Origin of the sequence: Enterococcus plantarum (genome assembly GCF_001730295.1) — a bacterium.
Lineage (GTDB): Bacteria > Bacillota > Bacilli > Lactobacillales > Enterococcaceae > Enterococcus_L > Enterococcus_L plantarum.
Genome location: NZ_MIKA01000006.1, coordinates 29,116 through 46,563 on the forward strand (window position 1 = coordinate 29,116; position 17,448 = coordinate 46,563).

Consider the following 17,448-nt stretch of genomic DNA (forward strand, 5'->3'; position numbering starts at 1 on the left):
AGGAATAGTTTTTTTAGAAAATTTGGAGGACTTATCATGGAGAAGTACAACACATCAAGAAAAGAGCGAAGAAAAGCGGAGCAGAACAAGCTTGCTTATGATCAGCTAAAAAAAGGAACCACTGTGCTTAGCTCTGCGATTGTAGTTTCCTCAATTGCTGCCCCGATTGCCGCTCCGAAAATAGCTGAAGCGGCAGAAGATCAACATTCAAGTGCTCAAGTAAGTTACTCAGACACAAATACACATACAGAAGGCGTTCAACCAACGACAACTGACTCTAACGATTCGATGACGCAAGAAACTCAGACGACAGCACCTGAGACCTCTTCCAGTGAAGAAACGTCTGAAACACAAGAATCATCAGAATTAAATACATCAGAAACAATCGAAAGTACTGAGACAACTGAATCAACTGTAACGACAGATTCTTCAACTCCTGAAAAGGAAGAATCAAAAATGCCAGAAATTATGATGCGTTCAGCAGCAATCCCTCAATCTAGAAGTATTAGCCCGAGTACCTTCATTGCTGACATCTCTGGTCACGCACGCTCAGTTGCAGCAGCAAATGATTTGTATGCTTCTGTAATGATGGCGCAAGCAATTCTTGAAAGTGATTGGGGCAGAAGTACATTATCGGCAGCACCGAATCACAACTTATTCGGAATCAAAGGTAGTTATCAAGGACAATCGGTTACCATGTTGACATGGGAAGTCTATAATGGACAGTGGGTTCAAGTAAATGCTACTTTTAGAAAATATCCTTCTTATTCAGAATCATTTAGTGATAATGCGTATGTCTTAAGAAATACATCTTTTCAATCAGGAATTTATTATTATTCAGGTGCATGGAAAAGCAACACGAATTCTTACAAAGATGCAACAGCTTGGCTGACAGGACGTTATGCAACTGATCCTACCTATAATACCAAACTTAATAATATCATAACAACGTACAATTTAACTCAATATGATACGCCTTCATCAGGCGGCGGAAATACAGGTAGCGACAATAACAGCGGCAATACCGGGGGCAACACAGGTGGAAATACCGGAAGTGGCAATAATAGCGGCAATACAGGCGGCGGAACAAGCAGTCAAGATGTGACGCATACTGTAAAAGCTGGCGATAGTTTATGGGGATTGTCAGCTAAATATGGCACGTCAATTGCTAATATTAAAAGCTGGAATAAACTTTCTGGCGATGTCATTTATGTAGGTCAAAAACTAATCGTGAAAAAAAGTTCTGGTAACGCAGGCGGCAATACAGGTGGAAATGCCGGAGGTGGCAATAGCAGTGGCAATACAGGTGGTGGAACAAGCAATCAAGATGTGACACATACTGTAAAAGCTGGTGATAGTTTATGGGGATTGTCAGCTAAATATGGCACGTCAATAGCGAGCATCAAGAATTGGAACAAACTTTCTAGCGATGTCATTTTCGTAGGTCAAAAATTGACCGTAAAAAAAGGCTCTGGTAATGCAGGTGGTAGCACTGGTGGAAATACTGGAGGTTCAAACGGGAATACAGGTGGTTCTGGCAACACTGGAACCTCGAATTCTTACTATACAGTAAAATCAGGTGACTCGTTATGGGCAATTGCTAATTCAAATGGTATAAGTATTGCAAGCTTGCGTCAATGGAATAATTTAAGTGGCGATATCATTTATCCAGGCCAAAAACTGATCGTGAAAAAAGGGTCAGGAAATACTGGTGGAGGTAACACAGGCGGTAATGCAGGTGGCTCAACTGGTAATACGGGAAGCTCCGGCAATACAGGAACTTCAAACGCCTCATACACAGTAAAATCAGGAGATTCACTATGGGCAATTGCCAATAAAAATGGTATAAGTATTACTAATCTACGTCAATGGAACAAGTTAAATGGCGATATTATTTACCCCGGTCAAAAATTGATCGTGAAAAAGGGTGCAGAGAATACAAGTGGTAGTAATAGTGGCTCAACTGGTAATACTGGTAGCTCAAATAATGCTGGAACAGCTACTAGTCACTACACGGTAAAATCAGGTGACTCACTATGGGCGATTGCTAATAAAAATGGCATAAGTATTGCAAACTTGCGTCAATTGAACAATCTAAGCGGAGATGTGATTTACCCAGGTCAACGTTTAGTTGTGAGAAAAGGCCAAGGAGGATCTGCTAGTTCACCTAGTAATCAAGGTAGTAACCAAACAGCAGGATCACACACTGTAAAAAGTGGAGATACTTTATGGGGACTTTCTCAACAATATGGAGTAAGCGTCCAAAAAATCAAACAATTGAACGGGGTATCTAACGATATAATCTATATTGGTCAAAAATTGAAAGTAAAATAAAACAATTGAAATTGTTTGAAATATTTGGTAGTATGGTAGCACATGATAGATATGTAAACAGTGAAGAGGAATAGTAGAAAGAACCATGTTTTAGAGAGCGTATGGCTGGTGAAAATACGTACAGAAGCTTTCGAACTCGCCTTTGAGTTATTTTACTGAATGAGTTAGATGTAGTTAGATGTAGTTAACTTTATTAAGTATAATCGGCGGCGGCCGTTACAGCGCTGAGGTTTGTATTTATACAAGCGAATTTAGGTGGTACCACGTTGTCAATCACACGTCCTATAGGAATATTTTCCTGTAGGACGTTTTTGTTGTGAATCACTACGATTGGCTTCGCCAGAGTAGCTGATGAACAATACCGGACGCGTAAAGAAACAGCCATCAACATATCATTGAATGACTGCCAAGCAATGACTTAAAAATGGCAGAGAATTAATTTAAGAAAACGGAAAAAGTAATAAAAAGCTACTTAAATAGGAGGAAAAAAACGTGAGTTACGATCACAAGAAAATCGAGAAAAAATGGCAAAAATATTGGGCTAAACATAACAGCTTTACTACTCATGACGACCCAACCAAAGAAAAATTTTATGCTTTGGATATGTTTCCATATCCGTCAGGACAAGGGCTCCATGTTGGTCACCCAGAAGGATATACAGCGACAGATATTTTGTCACGTATGAAAAGAAGTCAAGGATACAGTGTGTTACATCCAATGGGCTGGGATGCATTTGGCTTGCCAGCAGAACAATATGCATTAGATACTGGAAATGATCCAGCAGAATTTACGAAAAAAAATATTGAAACCTTTAAACGTCAAATCAATTCACTAGGATTTAGTTATGATTGGAATCGTGAAATCAATACGACAGATCCAGATTATTATAAATGGACACAATGGATTTTTACTAAACTATATGAACACGGTTTGGCTTATGAAGCAGAAGTTGCCGTTAACTGGGTACCAGAACTTGGAACTGTGATTTCTAATGAAGAAGTTATCGATGGAAAAAGCGAGCGTGGTGGGTACGATGTTGTTAGAAAACCGATGCGTCAATGGATGCTAAAAATCACAGCATACGCTGACCGATTATTGGATGATCTAGACTTAGTTGATTGGCCTGAAAGCATTAAAGATATGCAACGTAATTGGATTGGTCGTTCTGAAGGTGCAAACGTGGATTTCAAAATCAAAGGAAGTGACGACAGCATCACCGTCTTCACGACACGAGCAGATACTTTATTTGGTGCTAGTTACTTAGTTGTTGCACCTGAATTAAAACTAGTTGATGCAATCACAACTCCGGAGCAAAAAGCAGCAGTGATAGCTTATCAAGAAGAAGTTAGCAAAAAATCTGATTTAGATCGTACCGATTTATCTAAAACAAAAACAGGCGCTTTTACAGGAGCTTATGCAATCAATCCCGTGAATGGCAAAGAAATACCGATTTGGATCGCCGATTACGTATTAGGTAGTTACGGAACGGGTGCTGTTATGGCGGTACCGGCTCATGATGAAAGAGATTACGCGTTTGCTGATAAGTTTGGCATCGAAATGATTCAAGTGATTGAAGGCGGAAATATCAAGGAAGAAGCGTACACTGGTGACGGTCTTCATATCAATTCTGGCTTCTTAGATGGCCTAACAAAAGATGAAGCGAATGAAAAAATGTACCAATGGCTAGAAGAAAACGGCTGTGGTAAAAAAGAAGTTACTTATCGTTTACGTGATTGGTTATTTTCTCGTCAACGCTATTGGGGCGAACCAATTCCAGTGATTCATTGGGAAGATGGGACAACAACGACAGTTCCAGAATCTGAATTACCTTTGACATTACCGAAAACAGATGATATCAAACCTAGTGGAACTGGCGAATCACCACTTGCAAACATTACTGAGTGGATCAATGTCATTGATCCTGAAACGGGTAAAAAAGGCAAACGTGAAACGAATACAATGCCACAATGGGCAGGTAGCTCTTGGTATCATTTACGTTATATCGATCCACACAATAAAAATGAACTAGCGAATTATGAAAAATTAGAGCGTTGGTTACCTGTTGATATTTATATTGGCGGAGCGGAACATGCCGTTCTTCACTTATTATATGCGCGTTTCTGGCATAAATTCTTGTATGATATCGGTGTTGTACCAACAAAAGAGCCCTATCAAAAATTGTACAATCAAGGAATGATTTTAGGTCAAAGTTTCCGTGACAGTCGTGGTGTATTAGTACCTACTAACATGGTTGAAAAAAAAGACGGCGTTTGGGTAAATATTGAAACAAGGGAAGAGCTTGAAGAAGCACCAGCCAAAATGAGTAAATCCTTGAAAAACGTTGTAAATCCTGACGATGTTGTCGAAAAATACGGTGCGGATACACTAAGAATGTATGAAATGTTCATGGGACCGCTAGATGCATCGATTGCATGGAGCGAAAATGGACTTGAAGGTAGCCGCAAATTTTTAGATCGCGTGTGGCGCTTGATCGTAGATGAAAATGATAAGATGCGTGATCGTATCACGACAATGAATGATGGACGTTTGACTAAAGTGTATAATCAGACAGTGAAAAAAGTGACAGAAGATATGGAAAATCTACACTTTAATACGGCAATTTCGCAATTGATGGTCTTTGTGAACGAAGCAAATAAAGTCGATGTTTTACCATATGACTATATTGGAGGATTCGTTCAATTACTAGCACCAATCGCACCACACGTCGGTGAAGAGCTGTGGGCAATCCTTGGAAACGAAGAAAGTTTAACAAATGCGCCTTGGCCAACATTTGATGAAGCTGCATTGATTGAAGACGAAGTCGAAGTTGTTTTCCAAGTTAATGGAAAAGTTCGTGCGAAACTGAATATTACTAGAGGATTGAGCAAAGAAAAATTAGAAGAAAAAGCTTTAGCAGCAGAAGAGATTCAAGCCTTTATTGATGGGAAAACAGTACGCAAAGTCATTGTTGTTCCAGATAAATTGGTAAATATTGTAGCGAATTAAATATAGTTGAAACAGAGGTGCTGCATAAAATCGGTGTCTCTGTTTCGCTATAAATAGGAATAGGAGAGAAAACTGATCAGTTATATCACGTTTATTTGACCTACAAATAGGGGAACTAGTGGAACAATTGAAATAGTATAAACAAAAAAGTAAATAAACACATTTTGCACAAATCAAACTATCATGCTACAATAATCCTAATAAATGACGAAGGTGGTGAATAAGTACAATGGTCAACATGCCAAAAATAACAACGGGTTTTTCTTATGTAATAGGCTACCTAGCTTTTTGTCATGTTATTATTTTCAATTTTTTATCTCAAGGGACAAGTGTGTCCAAAAAGGGATAAAAAATTAAATAAAACAGACCATTCAGACTTATTTACTTGAAACGAATGAATCATAAAATAACGAAGAAGTAGCAATGAGGGGTTCACTTGTCTTAATCAAAAAAGTGTAGCTTCTTTAGCTTTATAGTAAATAATGAAGGTTGAACGAAGATAATTGTTCAGCTTTTTTGTGTACGCTAAAATTTATTAATGTTGATCTGTCTGAATGGCAGAAAGAGGCAAAGATGTTACTCCAATTACAAAAAATAACTAAAAATTATGGAACAGAACCACTTTTTGAAGAGTTAAATTTACAAATAAATGAAGGTGAAAAAATAGGAATGATCGGAACAAACGGCTCTGGTAAATCGACCATTTTAAAAATTATTACTAGAATGGAAAGCATAGATTCAGGAACAATCAGTTGCAAGAAAAATACACGAATTGGCTATTTAGCTCAAATACCGGACATTTGCGAACAGAAGGTCAAAGACTATTTATTAGAAACGTTCACATTACTGAATACGATTCAAAATCAATTAATACAATTGGAAGAGCAAATGATGAGTCCAGAATGTGACATAGACAAAATAGTAACTCGCTACGGTCAAAAACAAGAAGAATTTCAACGAGCTGGCGGTTACGAGATGGAAAACAAACTAGAGATGATCGCCAATGGACTAACAATCAATTACTTGTTACCAAAAAGAATGTCGGAATTAAGCGGCGGTGAGCAAACAATTGTTGCATTGGCAAGAATTCTGTTACAGGAAAATGATCTTATACTGTTAGATGAACCAACTAATCACCTCGATGCCAAAAGAATTACCTGGCTGGAAGGCTATTTGACTCACGAAAAAACGGCTTATTTGATTGTTTCCCATGATCGATTGTTTTTAGATCATACAGTTGAAAAAATCGTAGAGTTAGAAGATGGTAAATTACAAGAATTCAAAGGCAATTATTCTGCATATAAGCGACAAAAGGAAGAACAGCTTGAAAAAATTAGAAAAGATTTTGTAGAACAGAAAAAAGAAATGAAAAAATTGAAATTGGCAATTCGTCGCTTTCGACAGTGGGGACACGAAGGAGATAATGAAAAATTCTTCAAAAAAGCCAAACAACTTGAAAAACGGTTAGAAAAAATTCAGAAAATCCCAAAACCTAAAGACGAAACCGCGAAAACAAGAAAAAAATTCAAGGAAACATATCGATCTGGGAAAGAAGTTCTTCAATTTAAAGAAGTCAGCAAAAGTTATGCTGACCAAAAACTGTTCGATAAAGTCGAATTTTCACTATTTTGGAAAGAGCGTGCAGCGATTGTAGGAGAAAATGGCGTAGGAAAAAGCACGCTACTAAAGTTGGCACTTGCAATGGAGGAGCTTGATAGTGGGGAAATCAAGCAGGGAACGAATCTTCGCATTGGCTATTTGCCTCAAGTAATACATTACGATACGCCTAAACAAACTCTATTACACTCGTTCAGGGAAGCTTGCGTCTTAGATGAACAAGAAAGTCGTCGTGCATTAGCTAACTACGACTTTTACAATGATGATGTAATGAAACAGGTTCGATTTTTAAGTGGAGGAGAAAAAGTGCGTTTGGAATTAGCAAAACTGATGTATAACGAGGTTAATTTTTTAGTATTAGATGAGCCAACAAATCATTTAGATATCGAAACGAGAGAAGAAATAGAAGAAATACTAGAAGCTTTTAAAGGAACGATGCTAGTCGTTTCGCATGATCGTTTCTTTCTACAAAAAATGGTTGATACATTTTTAATTGTTGAAAAACAGAAAATCACAAAAGAAATTGGATATTACTCAGATTTACTTACTCTTAAATAGATAAAAACAAATCAAAAATAAAAGGTGAGGCTGGGATAGAAGCTTATTTCTGGAAGGAGTGTTCCTGATCCCACCGTTTATTCGCATTTAGGGTGTGAAACAAAAGTGATTTTTACTTTTGTCCCACACCCGTTTTTCTTTTTCAACTGGTCTTCATAAAGAAAAATCTCGAAATTGAGTCATAAAATAGTGTAGAGTAAAAGAAAAATGGAATAGTTTATAAAAAACTTAACAATTGCGAAAAGCTGAATAATCAAGCTTGAATAATCAAAAAGAAATAAAAAGTAAAGAATAACTTACTTTAATTAATGAAATAAGTATATTTTTTTAAAAAATTAACGCCATTGAATTGATATTCACTACGAATTACAATACAATAATAAAAGAAAGATTTATTTTTTGTTGATTTATATGCAAAATATTAAGGGAGGACTGTCGTGAAAAAAAATATTCGATTGATATTTATCAGTTTTATCATTTTAATTATTTTTCCAAGTGACTGGTCCTATGCTATAGAAATTCAGCAACCTGTTGCAGAAGAGTCGGTAACAAGTGAGTCAACGGAAGAAAGTATGCCATCTGAGTCGTCAGAGATCCCTGTTGATGATTCTTCGTTTAGCCAAGAATCAACGACTGAAGAAGAATCAATAGAAAATGGAAAAATAACTAATACAAATGATACGAATAACTTAGTAGATGAAAATAATTCTGAAATAAATAGCAAAAATATGTTAAGAGCAGATGATCCACAAGATACAGATGGCTTCTGGTTGGTCGACACAGCAGCTACTTTGACTGAGTATTTAAAAGATAGTCAAAAACTGAAATTTCGACTAACGGATAATATTGATTTGGGATCTAATGGCTATCAGTTGAAAGATGGCATGATCATCGATGGTGCTAATCACATTATTACATACAACAAAGGCGCTTCGGCTACTCGTGGTTTTTATGCAAATCAGGAGAACGCAGTAATTGAAATTCGTAATACACAGTTTGGAAACAGCGATGGTTCTGGTGCTGTTGGGTATTATGGCTTTTTATCTGGAGGTTCAGCCATTAATATGACCTTTATTTTTGATAGTGTTGATTACTATTCAACAAATGGTCAAATGATTTACAACACTAATGGATCGGTCCTTATGCGAGGACAAAATACGATCGATCAAAGAGGTACGAGTACATATTCCCAAGAATGGGCAGAAATCAACTACGTAGAAATCCAGAATGGACATACATCTATCACACATTCCTCCAATCAAACAAGAGCATTTATCTGGTCAACAAGTACGTATTTAGCAAATCCTCACGCAAACCAATCTCAAATAGTGGTAAGAGAAAATGCACAGCTTGATATACAGACGAATAGTAACATGACATATGGAACGTTAGCTCCGAGCTATGTTGTTGAAAAGAATGCTGTTTTTAATTTGGATAAAGTAACACTTGCTACAGATAGTGCAAGGAATCAATTCTTTGCATCTAATCAAACACAACCTGTAACATTTGATTTTCAAGAGCAGTCTCAAGTCGATTTTAAGTTGCCTTTGCCAATCAACCTTTATACTGCTAAAGGTGGGATGAATATTGGAGAAAATGCTGATGTTTCCCTAGATGTTGCAAGTGGAACCATCTTTACAACTTCGTCATCCAGTAATTTTGCACTCAATATGAATAAAGCAAAACAGGTTTCATTTGCGGGAACGAGTATAGGAACTTTGGGGTTAAATGGTGCCAATGGCGTAAATAATCTATCTTTTACAAGTAACTATTTACAAAAAATAGAAACTTTTTCAAGTAAAACGGACAGCGCGCCGACACAAGAACTATTTAAGCAAGCTTCAGATTTAAGTGTTCAAGGAACGAATTTTACGAATATACCAGGTTCGAGTAGCCCATTTAGTGATGGAGAATTACTTGCTTTAAAAAACGCACAAAAATTGGTATTTAGTGAATTCGTGGATGTTCCAGATCAATTAGAACTATATGCCCTTAAGTCATTGGATACATCCGTTTCACTAATTGGAAGTTCTGTAAATAATGGGAGTCAAGCAACCGAAGTGAAATTCTTCATTTTCTCTTCTGAAGAAGATGCAAATGATTTAAGGAAAGCAAGGCAAATTGTTACATTAAATTCATTTGAAAATCAGAAAAATACAGTACTTAAATCTCAGTACGAAATCACTATAGACGGTTTGAACCCAAACACACTTTATTGGGCTCAAATGGTTGTGATCAATCAAGCTGGTGAGAGTGAATTTTCTGATGCAGAAATATTTGCTACCCAACCACAGTTGAGCAACCTTACAGCTAATGTCACAACCACTACTGCAATCATCAACGGGGTATTGGCAAGTGATACAGGAAAATGGACAGACTATTCAAATGGAGAAGCTGCTGCAATACCTGACCAACAGGCAGATTTTGGCAGTAAGTACCGACAAGTTACAGTAGAGTACAGTAAAAACAAAGACTTTCCAAAAGCTGAAACAATGTCTCAAGTGGCGGTACTTTCTGGTAATAAAAACCAAAATTTCAGTGCGAAATTAAAAGGACTTGAAGGAGACGTAACCTATTATGTTCGTGTGAGTGTTGCAGGTGTTTATGGAGAAGAAGTTGTTTTAGCGATGACACCGTTAACAGAATTCCAAACGATAACAGATATTATCAAAGTAGAAGTGCCAATCGAAATGGCCTTTCAAACCCAAAATAAAGACATTGGAACTTTGCAAGAAGGGCAAGTGTCTTCAAGTGAGTATCCAGTCGTAAACAAAGGAAACACCCCAACAAAAGTATCGATAACCAATCTAACGAAGGAAAATGCAGCGGCCAATCAGTTGCAACTGTTAGATAGTTTATCAGGAAATTTAGGTCAGGATGAACTAGCGTTGCAATTGCTTGTTGATAACAATCAGGCAGAGCCACTTTTCTTAACGAACGAATTATCACAAAATCCTTTATCGGTCGGTGTTTTAAACGTGAATGAAGAAAAAAACTTGCGTCTTAAAGGTAAGTACTTTAACGCCACAAGACAAGCAATATTTCCAACGTACAAAGTGACATTCAAAGTAGAAAAAGATGAAGAGTGAGAGGGATTTTATGGATAACACAAACGAAGAGAAGAAGAAAAAGAAACGATTGCTGATTTTACTATTGCTATTCTTATTAGCAGCTTCAGCGGCAGGCTTATATTATTATTTTTCAACTAAAACGGAACCTGTACAAGTTGTTTCAGGAGACTACTTACCAGATGCAAAAGGCGCTAAAAAAATGAGTGATAAAGATCTCAAAGCAGCTGAACAAAAAGCTGTGGATGCAAGTAAATTCAATATGGTCATTAAATCAGAGGCTGTATTTGAGAACGGCGACAGTGAAGGTAGTCTATACATTCAAAATCCTATCGAAAACGGGTATCCCATCAATGTGGTAATTCATTTAGATAGCAATAATGAACAAGTTTATTCCTCTGGTGCAATTCAGCCAGGGTATGAAATAAATGGAGCAAAACTAGAGAAAAAACTTGCTCAGGGAGATTATCCAGCAACAGCTACGTTTGATATTTATGATTCAAAGACAAACAAGAAACGTGGGCAAGTTCAAGCTGGCATTACAATTCGCATCAACAACTAATATCGTTATTTAGCAGATTTTCTGTTAAAAATAAATCATTTCACACACAGAAGGAGAAACAGAATGAAGAAAACAAACTTTTTACTTACTACAATGATGCTAGGTCTAAGCGTATCAGGACTAACACAAATAGCTTTAGCTGATGATATTAATGGGAATAATTCAGCAGAGATCACGATTAATGGATCAATCGGTAAATTAGATAATACAAATCCAGATACGAATATCCCAGAAGGCTCTGATGAGTGGATTAATGTTACTGTTGATACAGTGACGGCCTTCCATACTACGACTGCTAGTGCACATAAAAACATTGAGTCTGCTGATTATAACATCGTAAATAATTCAGGTCGCGGTGTTGCAGTGACATTGAATAAAATGGAAGGAACTCCTAAGTACGTGGACACCTTAGCAATCGAAGCTAAAGGGAACGATTTAGTTGAGGCTCCAAAAAAGACTAATTTGGTTGCAAACAATGCGTTAGTTGACCTAACAAGTTCAGCAGTTTGGATGCGATTGGCCAATAAAGATGGACGTTTGAATATCGAAGATGATGCAGCTTCAGCCTATGCGAATTCTGCTAAATTCTTTTATACTGGTACAACAACGGCTAGTTTACCAACAAATGTCAATGAAACTGCAGCAAAAGAAGACTATAAACTAACATTGAAATTCACATCGATCCAAAAAGATGGAACAACGATTGGTGTAACACCATAATTAAATAAAGGCCGTGATATAAGATGAAACAATTCAAATGTTACATCATTACGATCATTCTTTTGGTGAGTTGTATTACTTCTTTTCAAACGATTTCGGATGCTACGACTGATATAGAGATCCATGGACAAATCGGTAGAAATGAGACAACTATACAGCCATCAATCAAACCAGAACCAGGGTCAGATACGAAATTAGCACAACCAAAGCAAACGCACATAAGAGTAAAAAATTTTCCAACCGCTGGTAGTATTGTCGAACAGCTAACGTCGATTGGCTTATTGCTCCTGTTGATTTTTTTATTGCTCAGTAGGTGGAAAGCACATAGAAATAAATAGTTTGGATAGCACTATTGTAATCTAACTGGTTATTCAAATGTAGAGGGTGGAGGAAACGGATAGTTCGTTTTTTCCATCCTCTATTTTTATTCGAACCGTTACGCAAAAACAGATTTGACAGCGCTTTCCTTTGTGCTATAATGATAAGTAACGGAATGTAACTGAATTTTCAGGCATAACCATAATAGCGTAAAGACGACAAGGGTTTTGTTGTGTTTATTCTATTATGGTTTTTATATTTTTGGATAAAAGATTGAGAAGGAAGGTTCTGGTAATCGATGTTTTGAGATGACTGGACTGTATTTCTTAAAAATGTATAGTGAGGAGAAATGACCAATGAGCAAATCAGTATTTCCAGAAAATTTTTTATGGGGTGGCGCAACAGCAGCTAACCAATATGAAGGCGGCTATCTATCAGGAGGCAAAGGGCTTAGTACGCTTGATGCAATTACAGGAGGCAGTCACACAACACCTAGAATGATTACCTATAAAACGAAAGAGGGTAAAGTTGAAACATGTAGTAGAGGAGAAGCTTTGCCAGAAGGGGCAGTTGGCTATGTTGATCCAGATAAGTATTATCCTAGTCATGTAGCCACAGATTTTTATAATCATTATAAGGAAGATATTGCATTATTTGCAGAAATGGGCTTTAAATGCTTTAGACTTTCAATCGCTTGGGCTAGAATATGTCCAAAAGGAACAAAGGAAATCAATGAAGAAGGTTTGGCTTTTTATGATAAAGTCTTTGATGAGTTGTTACGTTACGGAATTGAGCCAATCGTAACAATCAATCACTTCGATATTCCAATGTATTTAGCAGATGAATTAGATGGGTGGTCAAATAGAAAAGTAATTGACTATTTCGTGTTTTTCTGTGAAACGTTGTTTAAACGCTACAAAGACAAAGTCAAATACTGGATGACCTTCAATGAAATTAATTTTTTGCGCAGCTGGACTCAAATTGGGATTCACCAAAATGATCAACAAGCAAAGTATCAAGCAGCACATCACTTATTCGTTGCTAGTGCTAAAGCGGTTAAATTAGGACATCAAATCAATCCTGATTTTAATATAGGAATGATGGTGGCTTATATTCCGAGTTACCCAATGAGTTGTAATCCAAATGATGTGATGGAAGCAATCAAGTTTAATCGGGAACAAGAATTTTATATTGATGTGCAAGTCAAAGGCTATTATCCAGCTCACAAAGTAAAAGAATTCGAACGAAAAAATGTCGTCATTCAAAAAGAGGCGGGGGATGATGAGCTTATTAAAGAAGGAACCGTTGATTACATTGGCTTTAGTTATTATATGTCGACCGTTTCTGCAGCTAATCCAGATGAAGTGAAATATGTGGGGGGAAATCAAATGCCAGCAGTCAAGAACCCATACTTGCAAGAATCAGAGTGGGGTTGGGCTGTTGATCCTCTAGGATTGCGTATTTCGTTGTGTAAATTGTATGATCGATATAATATACCATTATTTGTTGTAGAAAATGGCTTTGGTGCAGTGGATAAACTAGAAACAGACGGTACGATCCAAGATGATTATCGTATCGATTATTTCAGCAAACATATCGCTGCGATGAAAGATGCCATTGAATTAGATGGTGTTGATTTGATAGGCTATACGCCATGGGGATGTATTGATGTCGTTTCATCTGGAACAGGTGAAATGAAAAAAAGATATGGTTTTATCTATGTTGATATGGATGATGAAGGGAATGGAACATTGGATCGTTCTAGAAAACAATCATTTTATTGGTACAAAAAATTGATTGCCGCAAATGGTCTACAAGAATAAAGAGGCGGGGTAGGAGGTTGGGACAGAAGTGTTTAACTCCGAGAAATAAGAAGGAATTTACGAAAATTGCTCTTCAAATTTTTGTGAATTTCGGCTTATTTCTCGGAGTTACTTCTGCGCCCACCGTTTATTCGGTTACTAAGAGCCTGAAACATAACTTTTTTAGTTATGTCCCAGGCTCATTCTCTTTTCTTAAAATAAATGTTCATAAATTGGGCGTAAAATGTTGTAGTAAAAATCAACCATGGTATACTGCTAATGAGGCGAATTTTCTGGTTACAAAATTGTTTAATAAGTGTAGTCAGATGTTTGAAAAAGCCGCAGGAGGAATCATAACCAGATGAAAAGAGTATCAATCAAAGAATTAAAAGAATTAATCGAACTAACAGTGAGTGAGCCCGTTTCAATCATTGATGTCCGGGAAGTGGAAGAATTTGCTGCAGGTCATATCGTCAACGCTAAAAATTATCCTTTGTCCACTTTACCAGAGGCAATGACAGAGATAAATCGTGAACAACCCCATTATGTGATTTGTCAGCATGGCGTGCGTTCAGAGCATGCGTGCTCGTTTCTTGAAAATTATGGCTACAATGTTGTTTCTGTTTCAGAAGGTATGTCTGTTTGGGATGGAAAAGAAAATAGTTATCAATAAAAAAAATCGCAATGAGCCTGATGCTTGTTGCGATTTTTTTGATGAACAGAATTAAAGAGAAAACTTATTTTTAGTAAGCAAAATCCTTTGCAAGTATACTTACTTTTTGTTAGTATATAAATGTAAATAAGAAAACAACAGTTATTGGAGGAAAAAGTCATGACAACAAAATTATTAATTGCCTATTATAGTTCAACAGGAACAGGTACACAAATGGTAAAATGGGCCAAAGAAGCAGCAGAAGCGAATGGAGCAGAAGTTCGTTTAAGAAAAGTTCATGAGTTAGCGCCAGATGTGGCAATTGATTCAAATCCAGCTTGGCGCAAAAATGTCGAAGCAAGTAAAGAAATTCCAGAAGTGACAAGTGACGATTTATTATGGGCAGATGCCTACATTTTCTCTTCACCTTCACGCTTTGGTGTAATGGCCAGTCAGTTAAAACAATTTTTTGATTTACAAGGAGGGCTTTGGGCACAAGGAAAATTAGCGAATAAATTTGTCACAGCATTCTCTTCTGCACAAAATCCAAACGGTGGACAAGAGCAAGTAATCCAAGGGATATACACAGTAATGCAACATTGGGGTGCAATCATCGTACCAGCAGGTTACGTAAATCCATCTACTTTTGCTGCTGGCGGTAACCCTTATGGAACAAGTGCTTCAATCGACGGTGAAGGGAATATGTTAAAAGCGGACGAAGTGAAAGCAGCAGTTCAAGATCAAACCAAACGTTTGGTTGATGTAACAAGTAATTATTTAGGTTAAAAAAAGTAGAACGATACCACTATTGCGTTCTTTTTATTAAAGAATGCGATAGTGGTATCATAAATAGTTTAGAAATCATTACCTCCCAAACGAGATCACTTCTCTTGGGGGTTTTTATTGGATAGACAGCCTAATAGATTGTTACTTCTTAAATGCGGTGATTAGATAACGCTCAAAAGTAGGCAAGATAAGTATTGGGTTATCTAAAAAATAGTTCTTATTTTGTTACATCTTCTCCAAACCACTTTTTTGAAATATCAGCTAGTTTTCCGGTTTTTCTAAGCTCTTCAAAACCGTTGTTGATTTTTTCGGCTAGTTCTTTATCGGATTTTCTCAGACCAACAGCGAAAGCTTCACTTTCAAATTCACCACTAACAATCGAATAATTTGCTAGATTATCCTCGTGAGAAAGATAATAGTTGGCATAAACACGATCAATCAATAAGCCATCAATTCGTCCGGACTTTAAATCCATAAATGCTTCATTAAAACCATCATACAAAATAGCTGTTTGATCTTTAACCAAATTTTTCAAAATGTCAGGTTGTGTTTCAAAGCTGTTGTAGCCAGAAGAACCATTTTGGGCACCTAGAATTTTGCCTTTCATATCTGAGAATGAATGGATAGCATTCTCTTTCAGAGAAACGACGACTTGTTCATTTTTCATGTACTCATCACTAAAAAGTACTTTTTCTTCTCGTTCAGCACTTTTAGAATAACCATTCCAAATCAAGTCAATTGTTTGATTTTGTAATTCATTTTCTTTCATGGACCAGTCGATTGGTTGAAAGTCCACAGTGATCCCATATAACTCAAATACTGCCCGAGCTAAATCAACGTCAAATCCAATGATTTCACCGGATTTATTTTGAAAGCCCATGGGGACAAAGGAATCATCTAAGCCAACGATAACTCTTTTTTCATCATTGATTCGTATCCATTGATCAGCATCTGTTTTTTTTCTACCACAACCGGCTATGGATACTATTGCAAAAATAGCTGTTATGGCAAGGATTAGATAATTTTTTTTCTTCATATAATCTTTCCTTTCTACTGAACCGGTTTTACTGTTAATAAGTTGTCAGCAATATTTTCAGCAAAATTCATATCGTGGGTGACGACGATTTGAGTCATGCCTTGTGCTTTTAACGTTAAAATCACTTCTTCGACTTGTTGGCGAAGTTCAGGATCAAGTGCACTAGTAGGTTCGTCATAGCCTAATACTTTAGGTTTCATTGCAAGAGCCCGAGCGAGAGCGACACGTTGTTTTTGACCGCCGGATAATTGATAAGGATACAAGTTCTCTTTTCCATGGAGATCGAATTTCATCAATAAGTCCATTGCTTCCATTTCACTTGCTTCTTTCGATTGTTTTAAGGAAAGGATAGGTGCTAACGTGATATTATCTAAAACTGAAAGGTGAGGAAATAATTGGAAATCTTGAAAAACAATCCCCACGACTTGATCTGCATTATTCATTTCTACAGGATTAAAGGGGACACCATCCATCGTTAATTCTCCTGAATCTATGGTTTCTAGACCAGCTAAGCAACGCAACAACGTTGTTTTACCACCACCAGAAGGCCCTACAATCGTTAAAATCTCTCCATCTTTGATCTCTAAATTCAATTGATCGATGATGCGACGACTATCAAAACTTTTAGTTAAATTTTTTATTCGTAACATGATTTTCCTCCTAATTTTAAAAGCGTAGCGGGCTCGTTCTACTCTGACAGGAAAATAGGAAATTAAGAATGAGGCGCTTTTTGCCTCAATCGAAATTTATCTTTTACCCGAAGAGTTAGCCCGTAAAGCTAGATAGTGTTAAAAGCGTAGCGGGCTCGTTCTACTCTGACAGGAAAATAGGAAATTAAGAATGAGGCGCTTTTTGCCTCAATCGAAATTTATCTTTTACCCGAAGAGTTAGCCCGTAAAGCTAGATAGTGTTAAAAGCGTAGCGGGCTCGTTCTACTCTGACAGGAAAATAGGAAATTAAGAATGAGGCGCTTTTTGCCTCAATCGAAA

The 17,448-nt window shown here is 36.9% G+C and carries 12 protein-coding genes and 1 other annotated feature; of the genes, 10 read left to right on the forward strand and 2 right to left on the reverse strand.

Annotated features, from left to right (window positions below; translation table 11 throughout):
• Positions 1–36 precede the first annotated feature (36 nt).
• The 10 genes from BCR22_RS03465 (at position 37) to wrbA (ending at position 15,423) form a co-directional block, all read left to right on the forward strand.
• Complete coding sequence (locus BCR22_RS03465) at positions 37–2,334, forward strand: LysM peptidoglycan-binding domain-containing protein (protein WP_069653592.1); 2,298 nt, start codon at positions 37–39, stop codon at positions 2,332–2,334.
• Between the two features lie 51 nt (positions 2,335–2,385).
• Positions 2,386–2,622 (forward strand) — a binding site (T-box leader).
• Positions 2,623–2,826: 204 nt separating this feature from the next.
• The gene (gene leuS, locus BCR22_RS03470; RefSeq protein WP_069653593.1) at positions 2,827–5,340 is read left to right on the forward strand and encodes a leucine--tRNA ligase; all 2,514 of its coding nucleotides are present in this window, start codon (positions 2,827–2,829) and stop codon (positions 5,338–5,340) included.
• Between the two features lie 573 nt (positions 5,341–5,913).
• Positions 5,914–7,515 carry a ribosomal protection-like ABC-F family protein gene (abc-f, locus tag BCR22_RS03475; protein ID WP_069653594.1) on the forward strand — a complete coding sequence of 534 codons (1,602 nt, stop codon included), beginning with the start codon at positions 5,914–5,916 and terminating at the stop codon, positions 7,513–7,515.
• A gap of 437 nt (positions 7,516–7,952) precedes the next feature.
• Positions 7,953–10,604, forward strand: a complete 2,652-nt coding sequence (locus BCR22_RS03480; protein WP_069653595.1) for a fibronectin type III domain-containing protein — start codon at positions 7,953–7,955, stop codon at positions 10,602–10,604.
• Between the two features lie 10 nt (positions 10,605–10,614).
• Positions 10,615–11,145, forward strand: coding sequence for a hypothetical protein (locus BCR22_RS03485; RefSeq protein WP_083241732.1), 531 nt, complete (start codon positions 10,615–10,617; stop codon positions 11,143–11,145).
• A gap of 63 nt (positions 11,146–11,208) precedes the next feature.
• A complete protein-coding gene (locus BCR22_RS03490) occupies positions 11,209–11,865 on the forward strand; it encodes a hypothetical protein (RefSeq protein ID WP_069653597.1) in 657 nt (218 codons plus the stop codon).
• Positions 11,866–11,888: 23 nt separating this feature from the next.
• Positions 11,889–12,203, forward strand: coding sequence for a hypothetical protein (locus BCR22_RS03495; protein ID WP_069653598.1), 315 nt, complete (start codon positions 11,889–11,891; stop codon positions 12,201–12,203).
• Between the two features lie 336 nt (positions 12,204–12,539).
• Positions 12,540–14,006, forward strand: a complete 1,467-nt coding sequence (locus BCR22_RS03500) for a glycoside hydrolase family 1 protein (protein WP_069653599.1) — start codon at positions 12,540–12,542, stop codon at positions 14,004–14,006.
• A gap of 340 nt (positions 14,007–14,346) precedes the next feature.
• Positions 14,347–14,658, forward strand: a complete 312-nt coding sequence (locus BCR22_RS03505) for a rhodanese-like domain-containing protein (protein ID WP_069653600.1) — start codon at positions 14,347–14,349, stop codon at positions 14,656–14,658.
• Between the two features lie 159 nt (positions 14,659–14,817).
• Positions 14,818–15,423, forward strand: a complete 606-nt coding sequence (gene wrbA / locus BCR22_RS03510; protein WP_069653601.1) for an NAD(P)H:quinone oxidoreductase type IV — start codon at positions 14,818–14,820, stop codon at positions 15,421–15,423.
• Between the two features lie 217 nt (positions 15,424–15,640).
• On the opposite strand, the gene BCR22_RS03515 is transcribed toward wrbA, so the two are convergent.
• Together BCR22_RS03515 and BCR22_RS03520 are read right to left on the reverse strand one after the other, a co-directional pair.
• Entirely contained in the window at positions 15,641–16,459 is an 819-nt protein-coding gene (locus BCR22_RS03515) for an amino acid ABC transporter substrate-binding protein (RefSeq protein WP_069653602.1), read from the reverse strand.
• Positions 16,460–16,473: 14 nt separating this feature from the next.
• The gene (locus BCR22_RS03520) at positions 16,474–17,109 is read right to left on the reverse strand and encodes an amino acid ABC transporter ATP-binding protein (RefSeq protein ID WP_069653603.1); all 636 of its coding nucleotides are present in this window, start codon (positions 17,107–17,109) and stop codon (positions 16,474–16,476) included.
• Positions 17,110–17,448: the final 339 nt, after the last annotated feature.